The 23,476-nt window shown below is 27.8% G+C and carries 20 protein-coding genes; 16 read left to right on the top strand and 4 right to left on the bottom strand.

Annotated features, from left to right (window positions below; all coding sequences use genetic code 11):
- Nucleotides 1-273 precede the first annotated feature (273 nt).
- The 3 genes from B0175_RS08545 (at nucleotide 274) to B0175_RS08535 (ending at nucleotide 5,136) form a co-directional block, all read left to right on the top strand.
- Nucleotides 274-837, top strand: a complete 564-nt coding sequence (locus tag B0175_RS08545; RefSeq protein WP_108528176.1) for a recombinase family protein — start codon at nucleotides 274-276, stop codon at nucleotides 835-837.
- A 196-nt stretch (nucleotides 838-1,033) separates the two neighbouring features.
- Complete coding sequence (gene urtA, locus B0175_RS08540) at nucleotides 1,034-2,278, top strand: urea ABC transporter substrate-binding protein (protein WP_108528175.1); 1,245 nt, start codon at nucleotides 1,034-1,036, stop codon at nucleotides 2,276-2,278.
- Complete coding sequence (locus tag B0175_RS08535) at nucleotides 2,275-5,136, top strand: bifunctional diguanylate cyclase/phosphodiesterase (protein WP_108528174.1); 2,862 nt, start codon at nucleotides 2,275-2,277, stop codon at nucleotides 5,134-5,136. Before urtA ends, B0175_RS08535 begins: the two co-directional genes overlap by 4 nt.
- A 129-nt stretch (nucleotides 5,137-5,265) precedes the next feature.
- On the opposite strand, the gene B0175_RS08530 is transcribed toward B0175_RS08535, so the two are convergent.
- The 3 genes from B0175_RS08530 to B0175_RS08520 all read right to left on the bottom strand — a co-directional run bounded on the left by B0175_RS08530 (nucleotide 5,266) and on the right by B0175_RS08520 (nucleotide 7,351).
- Entirely contained in the window at nucleotides 5,266-5,478 is a 213-nt protein-coding gene (locus tag B0175_RS08530; protein WP_046997128.1) for a hypothetical protein, read from the bottom strand.
- Nucleotides 5,465-6,124 carry a zeta toxin family protein gene (locus B0175_RS08525; RefSeq protein ID WP_193210379.1) on the bottom strand — a complete coding sequence of 220 codons (660 nt, stop codon included), beginning with the start codon at nucleotides 6,122-6,124 and terminating at the stop codon, nucleotides 5,465-5,467. The genes B0175_RS08530 and B0175_RS08525 overlap by 14 nt, the downstream gene beginning before the upstream one ends.
- Nucleotides 6,125-6,208: 84 nt before the next feature.
- The gene (locus tag B0175_RS08520; protein ID WP_108528172.1) at nucleotides 6,209-7,351 is read right to left on the bottom strand and encodes a site-specific integrase; all 1,143 of its coding nucleotides are present in this window, start codon (nucleotides 7,349-7,351) and stop codon (nucleotides 6,209-6,211) included.
- A gap of 333 nt (nucleotides 7,352-7,684) precedes the next feature.
- Here B0175_RS08520 and B0175_RS08515 point away from each other — a divergent pair, with 333 nt between their 5' ends.
- The 8 genes from B0175_RS08515 to B0175_RS08480 all read left to right on the top strand — a co-directional run bounded on the left by B0175_RS08515 (nucleotide 7,685) and on the right by B0175_RS08480 (nucleotide 16,846).
- Entirely contained in the window at nucleotides 7,685-8,692 is a 1,008-nt protein-coding gene (locus B0175_RS08515) for a Fe(3+) ABC transporter substrate-binding protein (RefSeq protein ID WP_108528171.1), read from the top strand.
- A complete protein-coding gene (locus B0175_RS08510) occupies nucleotides 8,683-10,251 on the top strand; it encodes an ABC transporter permease (RefSeq protein ID WP_108528170.1) in 1,569 nt (522 codons plus the stop codon). The genes B0175_RS08515 and B0175_RS08510 overlap by 10 nt, the downstream gene beginning before the upstream one ends.
- Complete coding sequence (locus tag B0175_RS08505) at nucleotides 10,248-11,180, top strand: ABC transporter ATP-binding protein (RefSeq protein ID WP_108528169.1); 933 nt, start codon at nucleotides 10,248-10,250, stop codon at nucleotides 11,178-11,180. Before B0175_RS08510 ends, B0175_RS08505 begins: the two co-directional genes overlap by 4 nt.
- Nucleotides 11,181-11,198: 18 nt before the next feature.
- Complete coding sequence (locus B0175_RS08500; RefSeq protein WP_108528168.1) at nucleotides 11,199-12,179, top strand: helix-turn-helix domain-containing protein; 981 nt, start codon at nucleotides 11,199-11,201, stop codon at nucleotides 12,177-12,179.
- A 101-nt stretch (nucleotides 12,180-12,280) separates the two neighbouring features.
- Nucleotides 12,281-14,461 (top strand): TonB-dependent siderophore receptor, encoded by a 2,181-nt coding sequence (locus B0175_RS08495; protein ID WP_108528167.1) that lies wholly within the window; start codon nucleotides 12,281-12,283, stop codon nucleotides 14,459-14,461.
- An 11-nt stretch (nucleotides 14,462-14,472) separates the two neighbouring features.
- Complete coding sequence (locus B0175_RS08490; protein WP_108528166.1) at nucleotides 14,473-14,775, top strand: hypothetical protein; 303 nt, start codon at nucleotides 14,473-14,475, stop codon at nucleotides 14,773-14,775.
- Between the two features lie 9 nt (nucleotides 14,776-14,784).
- Nucleotides 14,785-16,359 (top strand): PepSY-associated TM helix domain-containing protein, encoded by a 1,575-nt coding sequence (locus B0175_RS08485; RefSeq protein ID WP_108528165.1) that lies wholly within the window; start codon nucleotides 14,785-14,787, stop codon nucleotides 16,357-16,359.
- Nucleotides 16,343-16,846, top strand: a complete 504-nt coding sequence (locus tag B0175_RS08480; RefSeq protein ID WP_108528164.1) for a hypothetical protein — start codon at nucleotides 16,343-16,345, stop codon at nucleotides 16,844-16,846. Before B0175_RS08485 ends, B0175_RS08480 begins: the two co-directional genes overlap by 17 nt.
- A gap of 24 nt (nucleotides 16,847-16,870) precedes the next feature.
- Here B0175_RS08480 and B0175_RS08475 read toward each other — a convergent pair whose 3' ends face one another.
- Nucleotides 16,871-18,457 carry a nitrite/sulfite reductase gene (locus B0175_RS08475; RefSeq protein ID WP_108528163.1) on the bottom strand — a complete coding sequence of 529 codons (1,587 nt, stop codon included), beginning with the start codon at nucleotides 18,455-18,457 and terminating at the stop codon, nucleotides 16,871-16,873.
- 209 nt (nucleotides 18,458-18,666) lie between these two features.
- Between B0175_RS08475 and B0175_RS08470 the strand changes: the two genes are divergently transcribed.
- The 5 genes from B0175_RS08470 to B0175_RS08450 all read left to right on the top strand — a co-directional run bounded on the left by B0175_RS08470 (nucleotide 18,667) and on the right by B0175_RS08450 (nucleotide 23,466).
- Nucleotides 18,667-19,758 carry a peptidase M42 gene (locus tag B0175_RS08470; RefSeq protein WP_108528162.1) on the top strand — a complete coding sequence of 364 codons (1,092 nt, stop codon included), beginning with the start codon at nucleotides 18,667-18,669 and terminating at the stop codon, nucleotides 19,756-19,758.
- Nucleotides 19,759-19,788: 30 nt separating this feature from the next.
- Complete coding sequence (locus B0175_RS08465) at nucleotides 19,789-20,016, top strand: hypothetical protein (RefSeq protein WP_108528161.1); 228 nt, start codon at nucleotides 19,789-19,791, stop codon at nucleotides 20,014-20,016.
- Nucleotides 20,000-20,404: an ester cyclase gene (locus tag B0175_RS08460; RefSeq protein WP_004510902.1), complete on the top strand. Its 405-nt coding sequence runs from the start codon at nucleotides 20,000-20,002 to the stop codon at nucleotides 20,402-20,404. The genes B0175_RS08465 and B0175_RS08460 overlap by 17 nt, the downstream gene beginning before the upstream one ends.
- A 75-nt stretch (nucleotides 20,405-20,479) precedes the next feature.
- Nucleotides 20,480-22,585, top strand: coding sequence for a helix-hairpin-helix domain-containing protein (locus B0175_RS08455; RefSeq protein WP_108528160.1), 2,106 nt, complete (start codon nucleotides 20,480-20,482; stop codon nucleotides 22,583-22,585).
- On the top strand, nucleotides 22,582-23,466 hold the full coding sequence (locus B0175_RS08450) for a DMT family transporter (protein ID WP_108528159.1): 885 nt from the start codon (nucleotides 22,582-22,584) through the stop codon (nucleotides 23,464-23,466). Before B0175_RS08455 ends, B0175_RS08450 begins: the two co-directional genes overlap by 4 nt.
- The last annotated feature ends 10 nt before the right edge of the window (nucleotides 23,467-23,476 follow it).

Here is a 23,476-nt window from a genome sequence, read left to right as displayed (position 1 = left end):
ATATTTTAAAGTCATATTTATTTCTTTATGATTCATTAGTTTTTGTATCTAAAAAAGAGATACCATTATTGCTATTTGTGAAGCAAAGGTATGTCTTAGAATATGATTATAAACTTTAATTCTCCTTTAATAGATTAAATTCATACTTAGAATTTAAAAGTATTTAAATTAAAAATATAAGTTCAACAACGTGTTCTTTTAGGAAAACAATCTATACTTTACATTCTTTCAAATATATGAGATAAATAGTAAGTTCAATACAAAGGATTTATTATGAATGTAGGTTATGCAAGAGTTTCAACTTCAAGCCAAAATCTTGAGAATCAAATTGATCAACTCAAGAATTCAGGTTGTGAAAAAATTTTCTCAGAAAAAAGATCAGGAAAAAATGAATCAGATCGTGAACAGTTTAATATTATGATGGACTTTGTAAGAGAAGGTGATGTACTTTATATTACAAAACTGGATAGATTAGCAAGGTCTGTAATAGACCTTCATAACATTGCAAAGTTTTTACAAAATAAAGATGTAAATTTAAAAGTATTACATCAAAACATTGATACAACATCTCCAGCAGGTAGACTATTATTCACAATGTTAGGTGCTATTGCAGAGTTTGAACGTGATTTAATAAATGAACGTGTTAGAGAAGGAATTGAAGCTGCAAAGAAAAAAGGTATTCATTTTGGTAGAAAAGCTATTCTAGGTAATAAAGATAAAAACTTTATATATAAACAGCACGAAAAAGGAAAGTCTGTTGAATGGTTATCTAAATTTTTTCATGTAGCTCGTAATACAATCTATAGAGCAATTAAAGATGTAGCTAAGAAGAAGTAGTCAATTTGACTACTTCATGTGTTCAAAAATTCAAGTTTATTTGGAACAAACTTTCCATTCGCAAAAACAGCTCCAAAAATAAGAGCTTTAGAATATTAATTTCTAATATTAAACATCATACTTTATAATTCAGATTCAAAAGTAAATTTTTATCAGGTTATTGTATAATAATTTACTAAAAAATTTATGGATTATAATGAAATCAATTAGAGCTATGCTATTAATATTATTATGCTTTTCCAAGGTGTATGCAGAAAGTATCAAAGTTGGTATTCTTCATTCCCTTTCAGGGACTATGTCAATCAGTGAACAAAGTGTAGTTGATTCTACTCTTTTTGCAATTGACGAGATCAATAACAATGGTGGAGTTCTTGGAAGAAAGATTGAACCCATTACAAAAGATGGGGCTTCAAACTGGAATACTTTTGCTAAAGAAGCTGAAAATCTAATCACAAAAGATAAAGTGAATGTGGTTTTTGGTTGCTGGACATCAGCATCAAGAAAAACGGTTAAACCACTTTTTGAAAAGTACAACCACCTTTTATTTTATCCAGTTCAATACGAAGGTCTAGAGAGTTCACCCAATATTATCTACACAGGTGCAGCTCCAAATCAACAAATTATTCCTGCAGTCAAATGGGCAATGGACACAATCGGAAAAAGATTTTATTTAGTCGGGTCTGATTATGTGTTCCCTCACTCAGCAAATGCAATTATGAAAGATCAAATAAAATCTCAAAACGGTGAAGTTTTAGCTGAAAAATATGTGTTGCTGGGAAGTAGTGATGTTGAAAGTATTGTAGAAGATATAGTAAAAAAGAGACCTGACATTATTTTGAACACAATCAATGGTGATACCAACGTTGCTTTTTTTAAGGCACTTAGAAAAAGGGGAATCACACCAAGTGTTATCCCTACAATATCTTTTAGTATCGCTGAATCTGAACTCAAAGCTATGGGAACAGAGAGTTTTGAGGGTGATTTTGTGGCTTGGAACTATTTTCAAAGTATTGAATCAAATAAAAATCAAATATTTATAAAAGCTTTTAAGAAGCGTTATGGTGAACAAAGTGTAATTACAGATCCTATGGAAGCTGCCTATATTAGTGTGCACCTTTGGGCACAAGCGGTGAAAATAGCAAATAGCATAGAACTAAAAGATGTAAAAAGTGCTCTAAAAAACCTCTCTTTTGCTGCACCAGAAGGTGCTGTAAGTGTAGATGCCAAGAGTAACCATATTTGGAAAAATGTAAGAATCGGTCAAATACAAAAAGATGGTCAATTTAAAATTATCTGGGATACTCCAAAGCCGGTTCGTCCATTACCCTATCCAAGTTATAGAACTAAAAAAGAATGGGATGAGTTTTTAAATGCACTTTATATACAATGGGATAAAAACTGGGCAAACATAAGTTTTACTCCATCTAAAGGGGAACTTTGAGATTCTTAAAATCTATTGCTTTAGAACTTGGAGTTTTATTTTTTATCATTGCTATGCTTCCAATCCTAAGTACTTATTTCATAACAAATAATATTGTTGAAAAATCTCTGAAAGAAGAATCTAAACAAAAAATGCTTGAAATCGCAGAAAGTGCACATTTAAGAATAGAATCTTATATACAAAATATAATTTCTGATGGCACTACACTTGCAAAAATACCAACATTTATAGATGTATTGCTTCAAAAAAGAGAGCTCAATAAAAATTTTATAGAATATTTAAAATTAGTGTCGAGTGAAAAAGGGTATTACGATATTTTACTCGTTAAAAGCAATGGAGATGTTATTTTTACTCTCAAAAAAGAGGAGGATTTGGGTTTAAATATTCATGGACCAATGCTCAAAGAAACAGAACTTTATAAAACTATTAAGAGCTCAAATACACTTCTTCAAAGTGAAGTGTCAAACTTTGCTTACTATCCACCATCAAAAAAAAGTGCTGCATTTTTATCTGTACCTATTTTCCATAAAGGTCACATTTTAGGCAATATAGTTTTACAAATTGATAATGATGAGTTTTATAAAATTATCAATCGTTATTCTGGACTGGGTCAGAGTGGCGAGATTATTGTAGGTTCCAATCCTGGAAAATCATTTCATATTACAGCTCCAACGAGACATAATAAAATGATTCAAACACAAAAAGTAGATAGAAATGATTTTTTTGCTATCTCAAAAGCGCTTGATGGTGAACAAGGAAGTGGTGTTTATATTGATTACAGAGGCAAGAAGGTATTGGCTGTTTGGAGATACCTTCCTTCCCTTAATTGGGGAATGAGTGTAAAAATTGACATAGAAGAACTTTATGCTCCGGTAGATAGCTTTAAAGAATTGACACTCTATTTGAGTTTAATATTAATTATTCTTGTATTTTTTGGAGTATTTTTAACTTATAGAATGATTACAAGACCAATTATTAAGCTCTCTCAGGAGGTTGCTCAAATTGATGAGATTCAACTACCCCAAAAAATAGAATCGAAGTCAAGACATGAAATCCAATTTTTAATAGATGCATTCAATAAACTCATTACAAGTGTGCGTTCTCATCAACTCAAACTTGAAGATAAGGTCAAAGAAAGAACAATTGAACTTAATTCTAGTTATGAGATGTTGGAAAAGCTAACACAAAATGTGCCTGGAACTCTTTTTCAATATAAGCTTTTCCCAGATGGACATTCTTCTTTTCCTTATGCTAGTAATGGGATAAAAGATATTTATGAAGTTGAACCTCAAGATGTAGCTCAAGATGCACAACCTGTGTTTAAAATATTGCATCCAGATGATTTAGATAAGGTAATTAATACAATTCAAAGTTCAGCTAAAACAATGAATAATTGGAATATACAATACAGAGTTAATTTACCAAAAAAAGGTACGCGTTGGGTTGAGGGTTTTTCTAAACCAGAAAACCTTGAAGATGGTAGTATTTTATGGTATGGGTATATTCATGATATAACTGATAGAAAGAATACAGAGAATAAAATAGCAGAACAAAAAAATAGTTTACATTATCAAGCACATCACGATGCTTTAACAGGTCTCCCAAATAGAATTCTATTTCAAGATAGATTGGAACAAGCCATTGAAAAAGCTAAACGTAATAACTCCAAGATAGCACTCCTTTTCATAGATCTAGACCATTTTAAAGAAATAAATGATTCATTAGGTCATGATATTGGGGATGATATTTTAAAAATAGTAACAACAAGACTAAAAGCAGCTAAAAGAGATGAAGATACCTTAGCCAGATTAGGTGGAGATGAGTTTACAATTATCCTAGAAGATTTACATCAAGGGCGAGATGCCTCTTTAATATCTAATAAAATACTAGAGAGTTTAGCTCAGTCTATAAATATAAACAATAATATTTTGTATGTATCTAGTAGTATAGGCATTAGTATATACCCCGATGATGGAGACTCTGCTCAGAGTCTTCTTAAATTTGCAGATTCTGCTATGTATAAAGCAAAAGACGAGGGAAGAAATAATTTCCAATATTATAATTCAACATTAACTGAACTTGCATTTGAAAGAGTTGTAATGGAATCTAACCTAAGAGCTGCTCTGGAAAATGAAGAGTTTGTCGTATACTATCAAGCACAAGTAAATGGTGTTACTAACACTATAATTGGTATGGAAGCACTAGTAAGATGGCAACACCCAACTATGGGCTTAGTCTCTCCATCTAAATTTATCCCTCTTGCTGAATCAACAGGGCTCATAATCGAGTTGGATAGATATGTTATGAAAACTGCAATGGCACAAACATCACAATGGTATAAAGAAGGATTGAATCCTGGAGTATTAGCAATGAACCTTGCTATGAAACAACTTCAAACAAAAGACTTTATCCTTATACTTAAACAGTTAATGAAAGAGACAAACTGTAAAGCAGGATGGTTAGAATTAGAAGTTACAGAAGGTCAGATTATGACTCATCCTGAAAAAGCTATTCTTATACTCCAAAAGATTAGTGATTTAGGTATAGAGTTAGCAGTTGATGACTTTGGTACAGGTTACTCCTCATTAGCATATCTGAAAAGATTACCAATAGATAAATTAAAAATCGATCAAGCATTTATAAGAGAATTACCCGAGGATGAAGAGGATGTAGGTATTACAAAAGCAGTGATAGCACTTGCTAAAAGTTTACATCTAAAAGTTATTGCTGAGGGTGTTGAGACTAAAGCACAAAGAGATTTCCTAGTTGAAAATGGATGTGAAAATATTCAAGGTTATTTTTACTCTAAGCCTATTCCTGCTGATGAGTTTGAAAATATACTTAGAAATGGCTTTTAAATATTTATATTTCAAATTAAGTCCCTCAACCTGTAGTTTTTGGCGCAAATTAGGATTAGTAAGATTAAATATGCTAAAATTCTAGGAACTATCAGTTACTGACACAAAACTCTGAACAGTCTCCTTTTTTTATTTATTAAAAAATTTTTCTGTGATTATTTTTTCTTGTAACTGAATATTTTTAGCCATTTGTCTAATTTTTTCATCTTCTTCATAAAGAGCCATTTTTTGTTTTACAAACTCTTCAGCACCAGCTATATTTTTAGATTTATTAATTATTTCCTGTTGTAATTCATTTATTCTATTTAGTGCATTTTCCATAAAATTATTATCTAATTTCAAAATTTTCTCCGATTTTATTTATAATAAAAGTATCATCAACATTTTTATAAAAAGAATCATTTTCCTTGTCTATAAAATGTAAATTTATACTCTCTTTAAATATTGATTTTAACTCCAAAACCGTATTATAAGAGTTAATATTACTTCTTATAAATACATCCTTTGGAACTTTCCTATGTGTTACAACTTCTCGTCTGGTTGCATATTCAAAGCAAACTTTTGGATCGTTATAAATATAATATATGTCTACATTATAGTCTCTTTTTAATAATCTTTCAATATTTTGAATAGCCAAATCAACGTTAGATAAATTTGAATCTAAAATTATTGAAAAGCCCTGCTTTAAAGAGTAATTAAAGAGTTCATTGAATCCTCGGCTTGAAGCTTTTTGGAATAAATCTGAATTTTGTCCATCATACCCAACAGATTTAAAAAAATCTCTTATATTATCTGTGTCAATATGTAAAAAATTTGGATTTGTCTCTTTAAAGAAAATACTTAATTCGGTTTTGCCAACTCCACTCATACCAGCAGTAAAAATAGCAATTTTTTCATCAATAGGATTTATATTTACTGTATACTCTTGTAAAAAAGCATTCTTATTTTTGTTTAAATAATCAATTGCAATTTTTTCAAATTTGTTCAACTTAAAATCCTCTATACTAAATGTAAATAACATTATATCTTTAAAACTCTTTTATTAAAAGACTTTTATTTTAAATAATTAACATCATGAGTACAAATTATTTAATGCATCTTGAGTACCTTTATGTAACTCAACTTTTGTGTATCTTTCAGTCATTTGTAATCTGCTATGACTCATAAGCTTTTTAACATCTAAAATATTTACATTTGAATTTTTTACTAAATGCGTCGCAAATGTATGCCTAAAAGTATAAAATGTTACTCGATGTTTTCTATCATTACTATCAAATCCTCTATTAAACAAATCATCAAGAAGTGGTTGTATTTGACCTTTCATTCCTTCATAAGTAATTGGTCTAGTTGTGTCAGTTTTTGGATTATCAGGATGAAAAATATAGTCATCTGGTTTTAAATCTTTTGTTGCTTCTATTAGTTTCTGAAATAAAGACTCTATAAGTGGAACTGGATATCTTTTCCCTTTTTTAAGTGCTGGAAATGTCAATGTTCTATTAGGAATATCCAAATCTTTTTTTTGTGTGGTGATTATTGCTTGTGGTCTAGCTCCTGTACCAAGAGCAACCGAAACATATAAATATGCTTTTGGCTTATGAATTAAGCAATCAAAGAGATGTTTGATTTCATTTGTAGATAAAACTCGTTCTCTCTCATTTTGTGGATCTTTTATAGATATTTTGCTAAGGGGATTAGCAATATTTTCTAACTCTTTAAATTCTTTAATACCAAAATTAATTATAGCCTTAAATGTTGCATGATAACTATTTATAGAAGCCTGTTTATACTCACCCTTAAAAGCATTTAACCATTTATCTATGGACTCTTTATTTATTTCATCTATTGCTTTGCTACCAAAATATGGCTCTATTTTATTTTGATATTTAAAAAGTGACTCTTTAAATATGTTTGGCTTAGAGCGTGTTTCATAATCTTTGAAATACTCAACAGCTACAGTATTTAACATAAGCTTTTTAACTGCTTTTCTTTTCTTTATAAAATCAGGCTCATCTCCATCTAATTTTATTTTACTAATAGTCTCAATTCTCTTTCTATTTGCATATGCTTCGTTAATATTATGCGAAGCTAATCCAACTTTTACCCATTTCTTAATCCCATTTATATCTTTATAGGTAAATTCAAATACTCTATCATTATTAGCTAAGTCCCGATAATAAACGCCTATATACTTTTTTGATTTGATTCTTTTTGACATAAATCGTGCTACCCTATAGCTACCCTTTCTTTATATTTTAAGCCATTTTTGTACATTTTTATAGATTTTATTATATTTGAAAAAGATTTACAAAGTACTTAAATATGGGGCTTTATAGTATTATGTAGTTTTATGTATTTAATGATTTTAATGATTATCAATCATCAGTACCATATTTATTTTCCTAATTTTTAATTTAGTTATTATAGCAATAATATGCTTTATGATAAAGTTTATCAACATTTGATAATCATTCTTAGTATTAAGAGTTATCAAAGTTTAGAAAGTGTATCATTCGACCTAAATTTTAAAATTATTTATAGAGAGTTTAAAATGATAAAAAAATTAACACTAAGCACTATTTTACTTGCATCTTCACTATTTGCTGCGAATGAAGTAAATGTATATTCTCAAAGACATTATGATTCAGATAAAATAATATATAAAAAATTTGAACAAGAAACAGGAATAAAAGTAAATGTAATAACAGCTCAAGCAGAAGAACTTGTAGCAAAACTGGCTATTGAAGGGGCAAATACTCCTGCTGATGTGCTTATAACTGCAGATATTGGAAATTTATATCAAGCAAAAAAAAGACATCTTCTTCAACCAATTGAATCAAAAATATTAACAGAAAATGTACCTGAAAAATTAAGAGATCCAGATAATAATTGGTTTGCACTTACTCAAAGAGCAAGAGTTTTTGTTTATAATCCTAAAAAAGTAAATCCAGATGATTTAAGTGATTATTTAAGTCTTGCTGACCCAAAATTTAAAAATAAAATTGTTACACGTTCATCAACAAGCGGTTATAATAAATCTTTATTAGCTTCAATAATTGCAAACTATGGAGAAGAAAAAGCTTTAGCTTTTGCAAAAGGATTAGTTGAAAACATGCCACATAATCCAAAAGGTGCAGATAAAGATCAAATTATAGCTGTTGGAGCTGGAGATGCTGATATTGCTATTGTAAACACTTATTATTTAGGTGTTATGTTAATAAGTAAAGATAAAAAAGATCAAGAAATTGCAAAAAGTTTAAAAATCTTTTTCCCTGCACAAAAAACAACTGGAACTCATATGAATATTACAGGTGCTGGTGTTACAAACTTTGCAACAAATAAACAAAATGCTATTAAATTTATAGAATATCTAAGTTCAGTTGAAGCACAAGAAGTTTTCGCTGAAGCAAACCAAGAGTTCCCTGTAAATCCAAATGCAAAAGCTTCTGAAATTGTTCAATCATGGGGAACATTTAAGCAAGATCCAATTTCACTAAATGAAGTTGGTAAATATACTAAAAGAGCAGTAGAAATAGCAACGGAAGCAGATTGGAAATAAGTAAATATAAAAACTATGTAGCTCCATTTTTTGGGCTATTCATAGCCTCACCTATACTAGCACTTCTAATATATTTTGTACTAACAAATGAATTTGACTTTGATTTTCTATTTGGAAAATTAATGAGTCAATATTTAACTAATACAACAATTTTAGTTATAGGAACTTTCTTTTTAGTTTTAATCATCGGAACAACAACTTCTTATTTAAGTGCTAAGTTTGAATACTTTGGTAGTAAATTTTTCTCTATTTGTTTTATTTTACCTCTTGCTTATCCAACATATATTTTAGGATATGCTTATGTAGGTTTTTTTGAATATAGAGGAATTTTATCTGAAATTGTTGGAAGTACAAGTGCAAGACTTGATATTTTAAATATGTATGGAGCAATATTCATTTTTGGAATTGGAATGTTTCCTTATGTTTATATTTTAGCAAGAGTATCATTTGCTTCAATATCTTCAACAGTTACAGAATTAATCTCTTTATACAAAATAAATCCAATAAAAGCTTTTTTTACTGTATATCTTCCACTTGCTTACCCAGCTATTTTTGCAGGAAGTCTTCTAGCAATTCTTGAAACTTTAAGTGACTATGGAACAGTTTTATATTTTGGTATAGACACTTTTAGTATAGGAATATTTAAAAGTTGGTTCGGATATGGAGATTTTATTCAATCTATAAATGTAGCAATAGTATTATTGATTTTTGTATTTGCTATTTTATGGACTGAAAGTTTGATTAGAAAAAAATATAGATTTGCTAGTTCAACTTTTAGTGAAAAAAAATCTAATAAAATAAAGTTAAAAGGAAAATACAATTTTATTGCATTTTTTATATCTTTTATAATCGCAACTACAACTTTATTTATTCCAACAGCTGTTTTGATATATTGGTTTATTTTAGATATTCATACTCTTGATTTTACAACTTTTAATTACTTATCAAATACATTAACTTTAAACTTAATATCATCTATTTGTATAATTTTATTATCTTTTTTTGTAGTATATATGCTTAGATTTTATCCTTCAAAAATTGGAGTTTTTACTCATAAATTATCAATTTTAGGATATTCAATTCCTGGTGCTATTGTTGGTATTGGATTATTAGTAATAAGTAATTTTGTTGATAAAGCACTAAACCATGTTGTTTTAGGTGGAACTTTTATACTTTTAGTATTTGCTTATACAACAAGATATTTCGCTTCAAGTATTGGTTCTGTTGAAAATGGTTTTAGTAAAATTGATAGTAGTATCGATGATACAAGCAAAATTTTTGGGAAAAGTGAATTTAGCAATATTTTAAAAGTATATTTGCCTTTGATGAAACCTTATTTATTAAGTGGTTTTTTGATTCTTTATATAGATATTGCAAAAGAATTACCAGCTACATTGATATTAAGACCTTTTAATTTTGATACTTTAGCTATTAGAATTAGTGAACTTGCAAGTAATGAAATGCTTTATAAAACAGGTTTTCCATCTCTTGTTCTTGTACTTACAACAGCTATTGCTGTTTTATTATTAAACTCTAAATTTGTGAGAAGAAAAAAATGAATGAAATAGTTCAAATAAAAAATTTAAGAAAAGTATTCTGTAAAGGAAATATTTGTGTCGCAAATAAAATAAACCTATCTATAAAAGAAGGTGAAATTTTTACAATTTTAGGAAGAAGTGGTAGTGGTAAAACTACACTTTTACGAATGATATCTGGACTTGAAACTCCTGATAATGGAGAGATAATCATTGATAATAAAGTAGTTTTTTCAGAAGATACAAATGTTGAACCCAAAAATAGAAAAATCGCTATTGTTTTTCAAAACTATGCTCTTTTACCTCACTTAACAATTGCTTCAAATATAACTTTTGGAAGTGATGCTTCAAAAGAAGATTTAGAAGAAATTTTAAAAAAAACGAAACTAAAAGGGCAAGAAAATAAATTTCCCCATGAATTAAGTGGTGGTCAACAACAACGAGTTGCCCTAGCAAGAGCTTTAATCAATAAAGCAAAGATTTTACTTTTAGATGAGCCTTTAAGTAATATTGACACAGAATTAAGAACTCACTTAAGAGCTGAATTAAAAGAGATGATAAAAGCTTTTAATATTACAGCTATATTTATAACTCATGATAAAGAAGATGCTTTTTATCTATCAGATAGAATTGCTATAATTTATGGAGGAGATATACTACAAGTTGGTACTTCAAAAGAGATTTATAATAATCCTATAGATTTATACTGTGCAAATTTCTTAGGTAAAATTACAAAAATTGATGAAAATTCTTATATAAGACCTGAAAGTATAAAAATTTCGCCAGATGGAAAAATAAAAGGTCTAATAAAAGATATCATTTTTTATGGAAGTTTTTATGAAATAACTGTTTTAGCAGATGAAAAACATTTTATATTGCATAGCTTTAATGATACTTTAGAGATTGGACAAAAAGTAAACTTAAGTTTTGAAAATAAAATTTTGAAATTTTAGATTTGTTTAGGATATTTTATGAGTAGTAATTTAAAAGTTGATTTTCACAATTGGGTAGAGTTGCAAAAAGAGATATTAAATCCATTTGAAAGATTGATTCATATAAGAACTATAAATAAAAGTTTAGGCAAAGGAACTTATTTTTGGTACGATATGGGAAATGGAATAGGTGTTTTAATTAGAAATTTTATACCAAATCAAAATATCACTCTAATAGAAGAAAGTGGTGGAGTTGCTGGAGCTACTTTTATTTTTAATCTTGGAGAAGAACTAAATTACTCATTTGAAGATAAAAACTTCACCCTTAAAAATAAAGACTTTTTCTTAGAACTTATTTCTGATAAATTTTATGCCCAAAATCATCTAAAAAAAGGCAAAAAATACATAACTTTGATGATAGCAATAAAAGAAGAACTTTTTTTAAAACTTGGTTCTCCTATAAAAAATATAAAAGATTATATGACTAAAGCTTATGAAAAAAATCGATATCACATTTATAATGGAAATGTAGATTTAGAACAATTTGAAATTTTAAATACACTTAATAGCAGTTGTTTTGATGAAGATATATTAAAAAATTTATATTTAGAATCAAAAGGGATGAATTTACTTCACTACACAATTGAAAAAATAGCAAAAAACCTAAATGCTTTATCAACAAACTATGATAAAAATAGAGTTTCAAATTTGGAAAGAGCAAAAGAGATAATAATGAGTGAATATAGTTCAAATCTCTCTATAAAAGATATAGCTTATAAATCTGCCATAAATGAGTGTTATTTAAAAAAAGATTTTAAAAAATATTATGGAATGACTATATTAGAGATGCTTCAAAAAAGACGGCTAGAAGTTGCAAAAGAGTTACTAAAAGATGATTTTAGTATAAATGAAGTTGCTACGAAAGTTGGATATAAACACACTGGTCATTTTAGTAAACTTTTTTTTGAGTATTTTAATATTATTCCAAGTTCATACAAAAAACAGTTTACTAACTGTTAACTTTTCCCTTTTTTAGTTAATTTTTTCCTTTTTATGATTTTTAAATATTGATAACTACAATCATTTTTTGTAATATCTCACCTTTAAAACAAGGAGTAAATATGAAAAATGATTTTATTAAAAAAAATCTATCAATTAAACTTTGTGCTATTTTATTGACAAGTTCAACTCTATTTGCACAAGAGCAACAAACTACAACAAGTAAAACAAACTCTGTTGGAAATACAACTTTACTGGAGGAAATTTCAGTAAATGAAAATCAATCTTCAGCGTCAACTTCATATACAGTGAAAGAGACAACATCAGCTACAAAACTAGATTTATCTTTAAAAGAGACTCCTCAATCTATAACAGTAATCACTCAAAAACAAATTGAAGATCAAAATCTTCAAGATATTAATGATGTGCTTATGCAAACTCCAGGAGTGAGTATAACTCAAATGGGACAAAAAACATCTGGTTTTAATACTTACTATGCTAGAGGAATGCAAATTACAAATGTTCAAAGAGATGGTGTTCCTACATCAATAAAATCTTTTGGGACGCCAGAATCAATGGGATTAGAAAGTTCAGCTTTATATGAAAAAGTTGAAATTACAAGAGGTTCTACAGGACTTACAAATGGTAGTGGAAATCCAAGTGCAAGTATAAATTATGTAAGAAAAAAACCAACAAAAGAATTTGAAGGTAATGCAAAAGTTTCTTATGGAAGTTGGGATAACTATAAAGGAACTATGGATATCTCTGGTGGATTAAATGAAGATAAAAGTATAAGAGGAAAACTTGTAGCTTCTTATGGAGAAGGTGATAATCAACAAGATAGATATCACCAAGATAATAGTTTATTATACAGTGCTTTAGATTTTGATTTATCTGATAATACACTTCTAACAACTTCTTTATCTCACCAAAAAGTTAATGCTGATAATGTTGCTGTACATCACTTTAATCCTCTTGACACAAATGGAAATTCTCAAAATATTTTTGGAAGACATGATAATCCAGCAGCAAATTGGACATATACAGAAACAGAAAAAACTAATTTATCTTTAGGATTAGAACACTATTTTAATAATGATTGGAAAGCAGTTGCAAACTACTCTTTTTCAAAATCAAAAACAGATAGACTAGTAGGACTTTCGAGAACTGTATTAAATACTAACACTGGGAATATACAAGGAATGGCACTAAGAGCTGAGAATACTCCTGAAGTACATTCTATTGATTTATATACAAGTGGAAATATAAAAGCATTAGATAGAGAACACAAATTATCTTTTGGAGTAAATGGTTATAGTTTAAAATCTGATGATCCAAATTTTGTTGTAAAATTCCCATCAACAGGAAATGCAAATATAACAGTACCATATAAAGGATGGAATGGAAATGTAGAAAAACCAAATATTACAGAAAATGGAAGAAATAAAGTAGATGAAAAAGAAATAGGTGCCTTTGCAGCCTTGAATATAGAATTATCTGACCCTTTACATCTTATTATTGGAAGTAGAATAACTAAATTCGAGAGAATAAATAATAAAGGAAAAACAAGTCAACAAGAACAAAAATATGATGGAGAAGTAATACCTTATCTTGGTTTAGTTTATGATATAGATGAAAACTTCTCTACATATGCAAGTTACACATCTATATTTAATCCAACTTCTACAAATAAAGATTCAAGTGGAAATTATCTTGATCCAGAAGAAGGAAGTACAGTAGAATTCGGTTTAAAATCAGAGTTTTATGATGGAAACTTAAATACTAGTATTGCTTACTTTATAACAAAACAAGATAATTTAGCTGTTAAAACAAATCCTTTAGAATTAACTCCAGATGGTGAAGATGCCTTTACAACAACAGATGGTGCAAAAATTAAAGGTTGGGATTTAACTGTTGGTGGTGAAATTTTAGAAAACTGGAATATGTCTGGTGGATATACATATACAGATGCAAAAGATAAGGATGGAATAAGATTAAATTCTGGCTTTGTTCCAAAACAAACATTTAAACTATTTACAAGTTATAAATATAATAAATTCACTCTTGGTGGAGGAGTTAATTGGCAAAGTGAAATTAATGCATTAAATAGGAATGCAAATAAAAATATACAACAAAAGGGTTATGCTGTAGTAAATGCTATGGCAAAATATGAAGTTAAAAAAGATTTTGATGTAATTTTAAATGTAAATAACTTATTTGATGAAGAATATCGATACTATCCTGGTGAAGGTGGTTATGGTGACGAAAGAAATTACACTTTATCTTTAAACTACAAGTTTTAAAAGAATAAATTATGTTAAAAAGATTTTTTAATTATTTAGCTATTCCAGAAGTTTCAGGAAAAACAATAGGATTATTTAGAACATTAGCCGCCATTTTTGGCGGTTTAATTGTTGCTTATTTAGGTATGACTCTCGTAGCTTTTTTACTACCAATGAAAGTTTCACAATCTGGAATTATCTCAATTATGTTTAATACTTTTGCTTGGGCCTGTACTGCTACTTGGATTGCTTTATCTTACACAAAACTTAGTGCTTTGTTAAAAGTTCTAATACCAACTGTGATTTTTTCTATATCACTTTATATTTTATATTAAGGATTATAAATGAAAGAATCAAAATTAAAACTATTTAAACAAAGACTTTTTTCTCTGCATATAGCAGCTGGTATTACTTTTTCTATTATTATGTATTTAGCAATATTTTTTGGAGTATTTGCTATATTTTTACCATATATTCAAAACTGGGAAAAACCATCTCGTTATATAGAAAAAAGTGATATCACAAAAATCGACTATAACTATATGGTAGAAGAAGTTTTAAAAAATCCAGATTTCCCAAGAGATAATATTCTTATAAATCTTCCAGGAAGACTTGGAGATACAGCAGTTAGTGTACAAAATCGATTTGTAAAACCAATAGTATTTAATCCTAATACAAATGAAAAAATAGAAGATGAATCTAAAGAAATTACATATTTAGCAGCTTTTTTAAATGAACTTCATTATGGACAACCTTTAAAACTTATTGGAAGATTGGCTTTTGGATTTACAGCTGTTGGAACTTTGGCTTTAGTAGTAACTGGACTTATTTTAATATATTTATTTAAATTTAAATATCAAGCAAAAAATAGACAAGCCCTATTCTCTACAATTCATGTAAAAATTTTTACTTGGGCTTTTGTGCCATTTTTACTTATTACAATTAGTGGTGCAGTTATGAATGTAGGACTTATTTCTGCTCCACCAATGGCAAAAATGTTAACTCATGGTGAAGCAAAAGCAATAGATGAACTTGTAGGAAGTACACTTTTCCCACAAAATAAACCTATAAAAAAAGAGAATATTGAAGTTTCAATGTTACCTTTGAATGAACTTTTGATAAAAGCACAAGAGATAAATCCACAACTAACATTTAAACAAATAAAACTTATAAACTGGAATGATAAAACAGCACGAGTTGAGTTTATAGGATATAACCCTTATAAACCATTTTTTAACGGTGGAATATTCAATATTCCTTATGTAGCCTTAGATGCACACACAGGAGAATTACTTGAAAATAAAAAAGTTCTTGATAATATAATTCCTGTATTTATAGGAGAAGGACTATTTTTCTTACATTTTTTATTTGGTATTGATATCTTTTCAAGAACTATAGTAGCAATTATAATGGCACTTTGTGGAGTTGCTATTGGATTTGGGGTAATGTTATGGCTTGAAAAAAAAGCAAAAAAATTTGAAGGGAAAATCACTTTTTATCATTGGATGGGGAAATTATCTTTAGCAACAATGGTCGGAGTTATTCCTGCAACTGCAATTTTATTTATATTACAATGGACTTTACCATTTACTTTAGAAGATAGAGTTTTATGGCAACAAGGACTTTTTTATAATGTTTGGCTTTTCACTCTATTTTGGTCATTTTATAGAATAAATTCGTATCAAGCAAGTAAAGAGTTTTTATTTATTGGTGGAGTTTTATTTATTGTAGCTGTTTTCATGCACTTAACAAGTTTCAATTTTCAAACACTTTTAAATAGCTATTTTGGAGTTGATATAACTTTAGTTTTATTTGGATTATTATTGATTTATATTTCAAAAAAATCACCAAAAAATAGAGAAGATTTTACATTAACTAAAATATTTAACAAAGGAAAAACAGATGAAAAAACTATTTAAAATTTCACTTATATTATTTACACCTATATATCTTTTTGCTCACTCTTTAGTTTTGAGTTTATATGATAACAATGATGGAACAATAAGTGTTGTAGGAGAGTTTAATACAGGTGAAAGTGCTGCTGGAGCTTTAGTAAAACTTGAAGCTATTCATTCAGGAGAAATCCTTTTTCAGCAAAGATTAACTGATGATGAAATGGTTATAACAATTCCAAAAATTCCATATAAAGTTATTTTAGATGGAGGAGAAGGTCATACACAAGAAAAAATGGGAATTGCTCCACAAAATGGTTTTGAAAAAGTAGAAGAAAAAAAAGAGCTAAAAACTGAAACTAAAAAAGAAGAAAAACCAAGTAGAAATTTGATGCAAATATCTTCTAGTCCTGCTGTAACTATCAGTATAGTTTTAGCTTTTGTTTTACTTTTTGCAACAATTTTTATAAGTATAAAAAATACAAATAAACTTTTAAAAGAGATACAAAAATAGATATGTGAAAATCACATATCTATTTTATTCATCATCGCTAACTGTACCAACGGGCTCTAGTGCTGCTAAATAATCTTTAAATCTTTTTTGTCCTAAATTGTCAGTTTTATAATCACTTATAAGAGTTCCTATATAGTCTATAACTTTAGTTGAAGGAACTTTAATACCAATTTTTCTTGAAATTCTACTATTTAATGTACCTTCTAAATTTCCACCTAATAAAACTTCATATCCTTCAACTCTTTCACCTTCATATCTCATCATACAACCAACAAATCCAATATCAGCAATTTGAGGATGAGAACAACCATTTCCACATCCAGAAAATGAAATAGTTACATCTTCTTTAAAATCTGGGAATTTATTTTCAAGTTCAACTACAACTTTTTTTGCGTACTCTTTTGTTTCAGTAATTCCAAATTTACAGAACTCTTTTCCTGTACATGATTGTAATCTTGCTCTAAATGGTGTTGGTTCATAAGGATAACCCAAAGCTACAAATTCATTTGCTAAATCTTGAACAACCTCATCTTTTACATCATAAACTACAAAATTTTGAGTTGCAGTTAAAGCTATTCCACCTGCATTATATTTTTTACAGATTTCATAAAATTTAGCAAAATCACTTCCAGCAACTCTTCCAGAATTTGTTGCAAATCCAACATAAGAGTAACCTTTTGTTTTTTCTTTATTTATTCCAAAGTGATTTCTATTTTCAAAAGATGCAATCTTTGGTTCTTTTTCCCCAACTTCAAGTTTATAACCAATAACTTTTTCTATTTCATCAACAAACTTTTCGATTCCCCAATCATTTAAAAGATGTCTAACTCTTGCTTTATTTCTATTACTTCTATTTCCATTATCTCTAAAAATCTCAGCACAAGCAACTGCTACATCTAAAACTTGCTCAGGTTTTACATATCTTGAAGCTCTTGTTGCTATTTGTTTAGATTTTGATAAACCTCCACCAATAGTTAAATCAAAAGCAACTTCACCATTTTCTTTTTTAAATGCAGTAAAAGCAACATCTTGAATTTCATGAGATGCACAGTGACATTTACAGCCACTTATACCTATTTTATATTTTCTTGGAAAATTACAGAATCTATCATCATTTTTATCAAAATAGTTATCAACTTCTTTTACAAGTTCTCTTACATCATAAATTTCACCTTCATCTACTCCACTAACAGGACAAGTCATAATTGGTCTTGGTCCATCTCCTGATGCCATTCTTGAAGTTAAATTAACACTACCTAATAAATCAAATATCGCCGGAATATCTTTTATTTCAATATAGTGAAATTGAACATTTTGTCTTGTTGTAAAATCAACAAGTCCTTGAGCATATTTTTGCCCTATTTCACTCATAACTCTTAGTTGCTCTAAATTCATTTTAGTATCAACTAATTTGATTCTTTTCATAAAATATTTTTTATCTTCTGTTCCATCACTATTTACATGAGGATACATTCCATACCATTTTAAAAGTCCAATATACTCATCTTTTAATGGTATTCCTTCATTTGCCTCTTTATATAAATCATCTATTACTCTTAATGGATTTCTTGAAGCTTTTAGTTGCTCTAAAGCTGATAATTCTTTTTCCATAATAACTCCACAAAATAGTTAAATTTTTTGTTTTAAAATGTGATATTATATTCCTTTAACTTTAAATAAGTATTAAAATAATCTTGATTAAATTAGTATAATATAATTTTAATTATAAAAATTGAAATTTTTTAATTTTTTATAGTTTATAATTACGTCATAGAATAAAACAATTTCTTTATTCTATCTAAATTTTTCAGGAGAATATATTGAGCGCTTCATTTATAAATGAGCCAGAAAATTTTGTTCCTTTTCTTGACCTTTTAAAACAGCTAATAAGAGTTCCATCAGTAACTGGTGCTGAACACTCTTTTTTGCTATATTTAAAAAGAGAATTAGAAGAAATAGGAATAAAAACACAATATTACGATGGTTTACTCGTTGCACAAGGAAATAGTCCTACAAAAGGAATATTAAGTGCACACATCGATAGACACGGAGTTATTTGTACTGGACCAAATGAATTTCAGTTTGCTGCATTTTTGGCTAAAAATCGTTCAGATTTAAGAGGAAATTCACTATCAGAACAAACATATCAATTGATTGCTAAAAGATATATAAATCAACAAGTTCTTGCTTACGAACCTTGGAGTGGAAGTTATCTTGGAATTGGTCAAATAAAAGATGCTTTTATGTGCGAAGAAATAAACAATCTTATTTTTGAAATTGAAGGTTTATCTCACTTACAACCAGGAACACCTATAGCTTTTAGTGACAAATTAAAAAGAAAAGATGATTTAATATCTGCTCAACTTGATAATGTTATCTCTGCTGCAATAATAATCCATTTATATCAAAATGGATTTCAAGGTACTGCATTTTTTACAGCACAAGAAGAAGCTGGAAAATCTTGGAGGTATGTGTATGAATGGTTTAAAAAAAATAATCTATCAACAAATGAATTATTAGTTTTAGATACAAGTCCTTATGATACAAGAGAAGAAGCAGATAAACAGTTAGTTGTTTTGAGGAATAAAGATGTAAATGCAAAATTTAAATCTCCAATATTAAAACAGCTAAAAGAGTTTTGTCATAAAAATGATATTGATTTTTCTTGTAAAGATACTTTTATTGAAGAAAAAAATAAAATTAGAGAAGAAAAAGGATTACCAATTTTATCTTTGGGAAGTACAGAACTTGGAAGAATAGTTATGGAATCAGGCGGAACTATTCAAGGTACAACTTTACAAATACCAACAACTGGTTATCACACTGTTGAAGAAACAGCTTCAATAAAGTCTGTTAAAGCAATTTTACACATCTTAAGCAGTTTATATATTGATAAATGCTTAAAAAAATAAATACAATTTAATTTAGAGGAAATTAAAATTATGAATTTAGCTATTATTTACGAATTAAGAGCAAATGATGTAAGTGAAGAACATATTGAATTAATTATGGATAGAGTAAAAAATAGATTGACTGAAGATAACATCGATAAAGAACTTGTAAAGTTAGGTTATCCTAAAATATTCACTGTTGATTACGATGACTATGACAACTACAATTATGATGATTATAGTCCTACAAGCAAGGGAAATTATGAAGAAATTGACTAATAAAGAATTAGTAAAACTATATTATGATGAATTATGGAATAAACACAAAAAAGAGTATATTGATATCGTATTTGATGATAATATCACTTTTCACGGTTCATTAGATATAACTGTAAAAGGGAAAAAAGAGTTTGAAAAATATATGGATAGTATGATAACTGCTATTCCAAATCTTTTTCATAGTATTATAACAATGGTTTGTGAAGAAGATAATATCGCTGTAAGAGCTTTATACAATGGAAGACACACGGGTAAATTACTTGATTATGAACCAACTAACAATAAAATCACTTATAATGGTGCTTCATTTTTTAAATTTAAAGATGGAAAAATCATAGATATTTGGGTACTTGGTGATTTAAAAACACTTATTCAACAACTTTCATAAACTTAATGTTTATGAAAGATTTATAAATCTTTTTTAACAATAAACACTCACTTTTATATAAAACAAAGGCTTATTTTGAACAATCATTTAATAGAAAATTTAAAAGAAAAAACAAATTTTTCATCTAAAGTAATTTCAAATATCATAAAACTTTTAGATGAAGGTTGTACTATACCATTTATCGCAAGATATAGAAAAGATTTTACAGATGGTGCTACAGATGAACAACTTCGTATCTTTGAAGAAGTTTATGAATACTCTAAAAAACTTCTTGTGCGAAAAGAAGAGATAATAGCTCTTTTAAAAGAGAAAAATTTTTTAAATGAGAAAGTTTTAAAAAACCTTGAAAGTGCAACAACACTTCAAGCTTGTGAAGATATTTATGCTCCATTTAAAGAGAAAAAATCTTCAAGAACAACAGCTGCTATTGAAAATGGCTTAGAACCTTTGGCAAATATAATTCAAAGTATGAAATACTCACTTGAAGAGATAAATCAAAAAGCAAAACAATTTTTAAATGAAAATGTTTCAAATATTGATGAAGCAATAAATGGTGCAAAAGATATCATCGCACAAAGATATGCAGATGATTTTAAATCAAAAGAGGTTTTAAGAAACCTAATAGCAAATTGGGGAATACTTGAAGTTAAAGCAACTAAAGAGCTTGATAAAAATGGTCTTTATGCTTCATTTGTAGATAGTAATGAAAAAATAAAATATATAAAATCTCATAGAGTTTTAGCAATATTAAGAGGTGTAAATGAAAAACAACTCTTAATAAAAGTTGAAATTGATGAGAATCATATTTTAGAAAATATTAAAAAATATAAAATCCCAACAAATTCAGCCTCTTCAAAAGAGTTGGTTTTTGATGCTTACAAAGATGGACTAAAAAGACTACTTCTTCCAAGTCTAAAAAGAGAAGCAATAACAGCTTTAAAAGAAAAAGCAAGTAGTGAAGCCATAGAACTTTTTGGAAAAAATCTAAAAGAGTTACTTCTTACTGCACCACTTGTAAATCAAGTGATTTTAGGAATGGATCCAGGATATAAAACTGGTTGTAAATTGGCAGTTATTGATGAAAATGGACTTTATTTAGATAGTGCTGTTATCTATCCAACAAAACCAAAAGAGGATATAGTAAGCTCATCAAAAGTTGTATTAGATTTAATCAAAAAATATAAAATCACAACTATTGCAATAGGAAATGGAACAGCTTCAAGAGAAACTGCAAATTTTATAAATGAATTAATCAAACAAAATGATTTAAAAATAAACTATGCAATCGTTAGTGAAATAGGAGCTAGTGTTTATTCTGCTTCAAAAATTGCTATTGAAGAGTATCCAAACCTTGATGTTACAATAAGAGGTGCTATTTCTATTGCTTCAAGGCTTCGAGATCCTATGGCAGCTTTAGTAAAAATCGACCCAAAATCTTTGGGTATTGGTCAATATCAACATGATGTAAACCAAAAAGAGTTAGCTTTAAAACTTGAAAATATAACAATTGATTTGGTAAATAAAGTTGGAGTTGATTTAAACTCTGCTTCATATAAACTTCTATCTTTTATATCTGGTATTACTGAAAAGTTAGCAAAAAATATAGTAGAACATAGAAATAAAATCAAAAAGTTTAATACTAAAAATGAACTACTTAAAGTAAAAGGTATTGGAGAAAAAGCATATGAACAATGTGTTGGATTTTTAAGAATCAAAGATGGGAACTCTATCTTGGATAACACTGCAATTCACCCAGAAGATTATGAAGTAACTGCAAAACTACAAAAATCTTATAAAATTGAAGAGATAAAAGATTTTGAAAAAGTTTCAAATGAGATAAATACAAGTTTACTAAAACTAAAAGATATCGTAACTGAACTTTTAAAACCTGGATATGATGTAAGAACTGAGTTTAATCAAGTAAAATTTGCAAATGATATTTTAGATATAAATGATTTAAAAGAAGGCTATGTTTTAAGTGGAATTGTAAGAAACATTACTGATTTTGGTGCTTTTGTTGATATTGGACTAAAAAATGATGCCCTACTTCATATCTCACAAATAAGTGAAAAAAGAATCTCTCATGCAAGTGAAGTTTTAAGTATAAATCAAAATCTTGAAAATCTAAAAGTAATAAGTGTGGATTTAGAAAAACAAAGAGTTGGGTTGAGTTTAAAATGAAAATATCACAATCAAATATAGGAATAATATATATTGGATTATGTATTTTTCTTTGGTCACTGCTTGGCATTTTTGTAAAATTTGCACAATCAAACCTAGACCATTATCAATATATGTTTTATTCATCAGCTTTTTCATTTTTATCACTGTTAGTTTTATCAATCATAAATAAAAATTTAAAAGAAATTTTTACATATTCGAAAAAAATTCTTTTATTTTTATTTGCATTAGGATTTTTAGATTTTACATTTTATTTACTTCTATATTTTGGATATCACCATGCAAATTCTTTAGAAGTCTTAGTTATCCAATATACTTGGCCAATTTTTATAGTAATTTTATCTTTAATCATTTTAAAAGAAGAGTTCACAAAAAGAAAACTTTTCGCTGTTATATTAGGATTTATTGGAGTTAGTTTAGTTATAACAAAAGGCAATATTTCATCTCTTAGTTTTGAATCCGTAGATGTTTTGTTGATAGTTATGTTATCTGCTTTTTGTTTTGCTCTATTTTCTGTTTTAAGTAAAAAAGTTAAAATTGATGCCATAAACGCCGTTATGATTTATTTTTTTGCGGCAACAATTTATTCATTTATAAGTATGCAAACTTTTTCAAGTTTTGTTTTACCAACATCAAAAGATTGGATTAGTATTTTAGTAAATGGAATTTTTATAAACGGTATATCTTATGTATTTTGGATAAAAGGACTTCAAATTTTTGATGCTTCAAAAGTAGCACCATTTACATTTATAATTCCTATTTTATCAGCATTTTTTCTAATTTTAGTTTTTGATGAACCAATTTTAATGATTTATTTTGTAGGACTTGCTTTTGTAATATTTGCAGGATTAATAAATAGTTTAAAAAATAAAAAACAATAAAAATATATTA

It is taken from the genome of Arcobacter lacus (assembly GCF_003063295.1).
In the GTDB taxonomy this organism is placed as follows: Bacteria; Campylobacterota; Campylobacteria; order Campylobacterales; family Arcobacteraceae; genus Aliarcobacter; species Aliarcobacter lacus.
The sequence above is the reverse complement of the archived record's forward strand: the minus strand, read 5'-3'. Positions and strand labels throughout refer to the sequence as shown.

Excerpts from the sequence above, each read along its gene's own strand:
- B0175_RS08545 (WP_108528176.1), top strand. The coding sequence starts at position 274 with ATGAATGTAGGTTATGCAAGAGTTTCAACTTCAAGCCAAAATCTTGAG.
- urtA (WP_108528175.1), top strand. The coding sequence starts at position 1,034 with ATGAAATCAATTAGAGCTATGCTATTAATATTATTATGCTTTTCCAAG.
- B0175_RS08520 (WP_108528172.1), bottom strand. The coding sequence starts at position 7,351 with ATGTCAAAAAGAATCAAATCAAAAAAGTATATAGGCGTTTATTATCGG.
- B0175_RS08515 (WP_108528171.1), top strand. The coding sequence starts at position 7,685 with ATGATAAAAAAATTAACACTAAGCACTATTTTACTTGCATCTTCACTA.
- B0175_RS08505 (WP_108528169.1), top strand. The coding sequence starts at position 10,248 with ATGAATGAAATAGTTCAAATAAAAAATTTAAGAAAAGTATTCTGTAAA.
- B0175_RS08500 (WP_108528168.1), top strand. The coding sequence starts at position 11,199 with ATGAGTAGTAATTTAAAAGTTGATTTTCACAATTGGGTAGAGTTGCAA.
- B0175_RS08495 (WP_108528167.1), top strand. The coding sequence starts at position 12,281 with ATGAAAAATGATTTTATTAAAAAAAATCTATCAATTAAACTTTGTGCT.
- B0175_RS08490 (WP_108528166.1), top strand. The coding sequence starts at position 14,473 with ATGTTAAAAAGATTTTTTAATTATTTAGCTATTCCAGAAGTTTCAGGA.
- B0175_RS08485 (WP_108528165.1), top strand. The coding sequence starts at position 14,785 with ATGAAAGAATCAAAATTAAAACTATTTAAACAAAGACTTTTTTCTCTG.
- B0175_RS08480 (WP_108528164.1), top strand. The coding sequence starts at position 16,343 with ATGAAAAAACTATTTAAAATTTCACTTATATTATTTACACCTATATAT.
- B0175_RS08475 (WP_108528163.1), bottom strand. The coding sequence starts at position 18,457 with ATGGAAAAAGAATTATCAGCTTTAGAGCAACTAAAAGCTTCAAGAAAT.
- B0175_RS08465 (WP_108528161.1), top strand. The coding sequence starts at position 19,789 with ATGAATTTAGCTATTATTTACGAATTAAGAGCAAATGATGTAAGTGAA.
- B0175_RS08460 (WP_004510902.1), top strand. The coding sequence starts at position 20,000 with ATGAAGAAATTGACTAATAAAGAATTAGTAAAACTATATTATGATGAA.
- B0175_RS08450 (WP_108528159.1), top strand. The coding sequence starts at position 22,582 with ATGAAAATATCACAATCAAATATAGGAATAATATATATTGGATTATGT.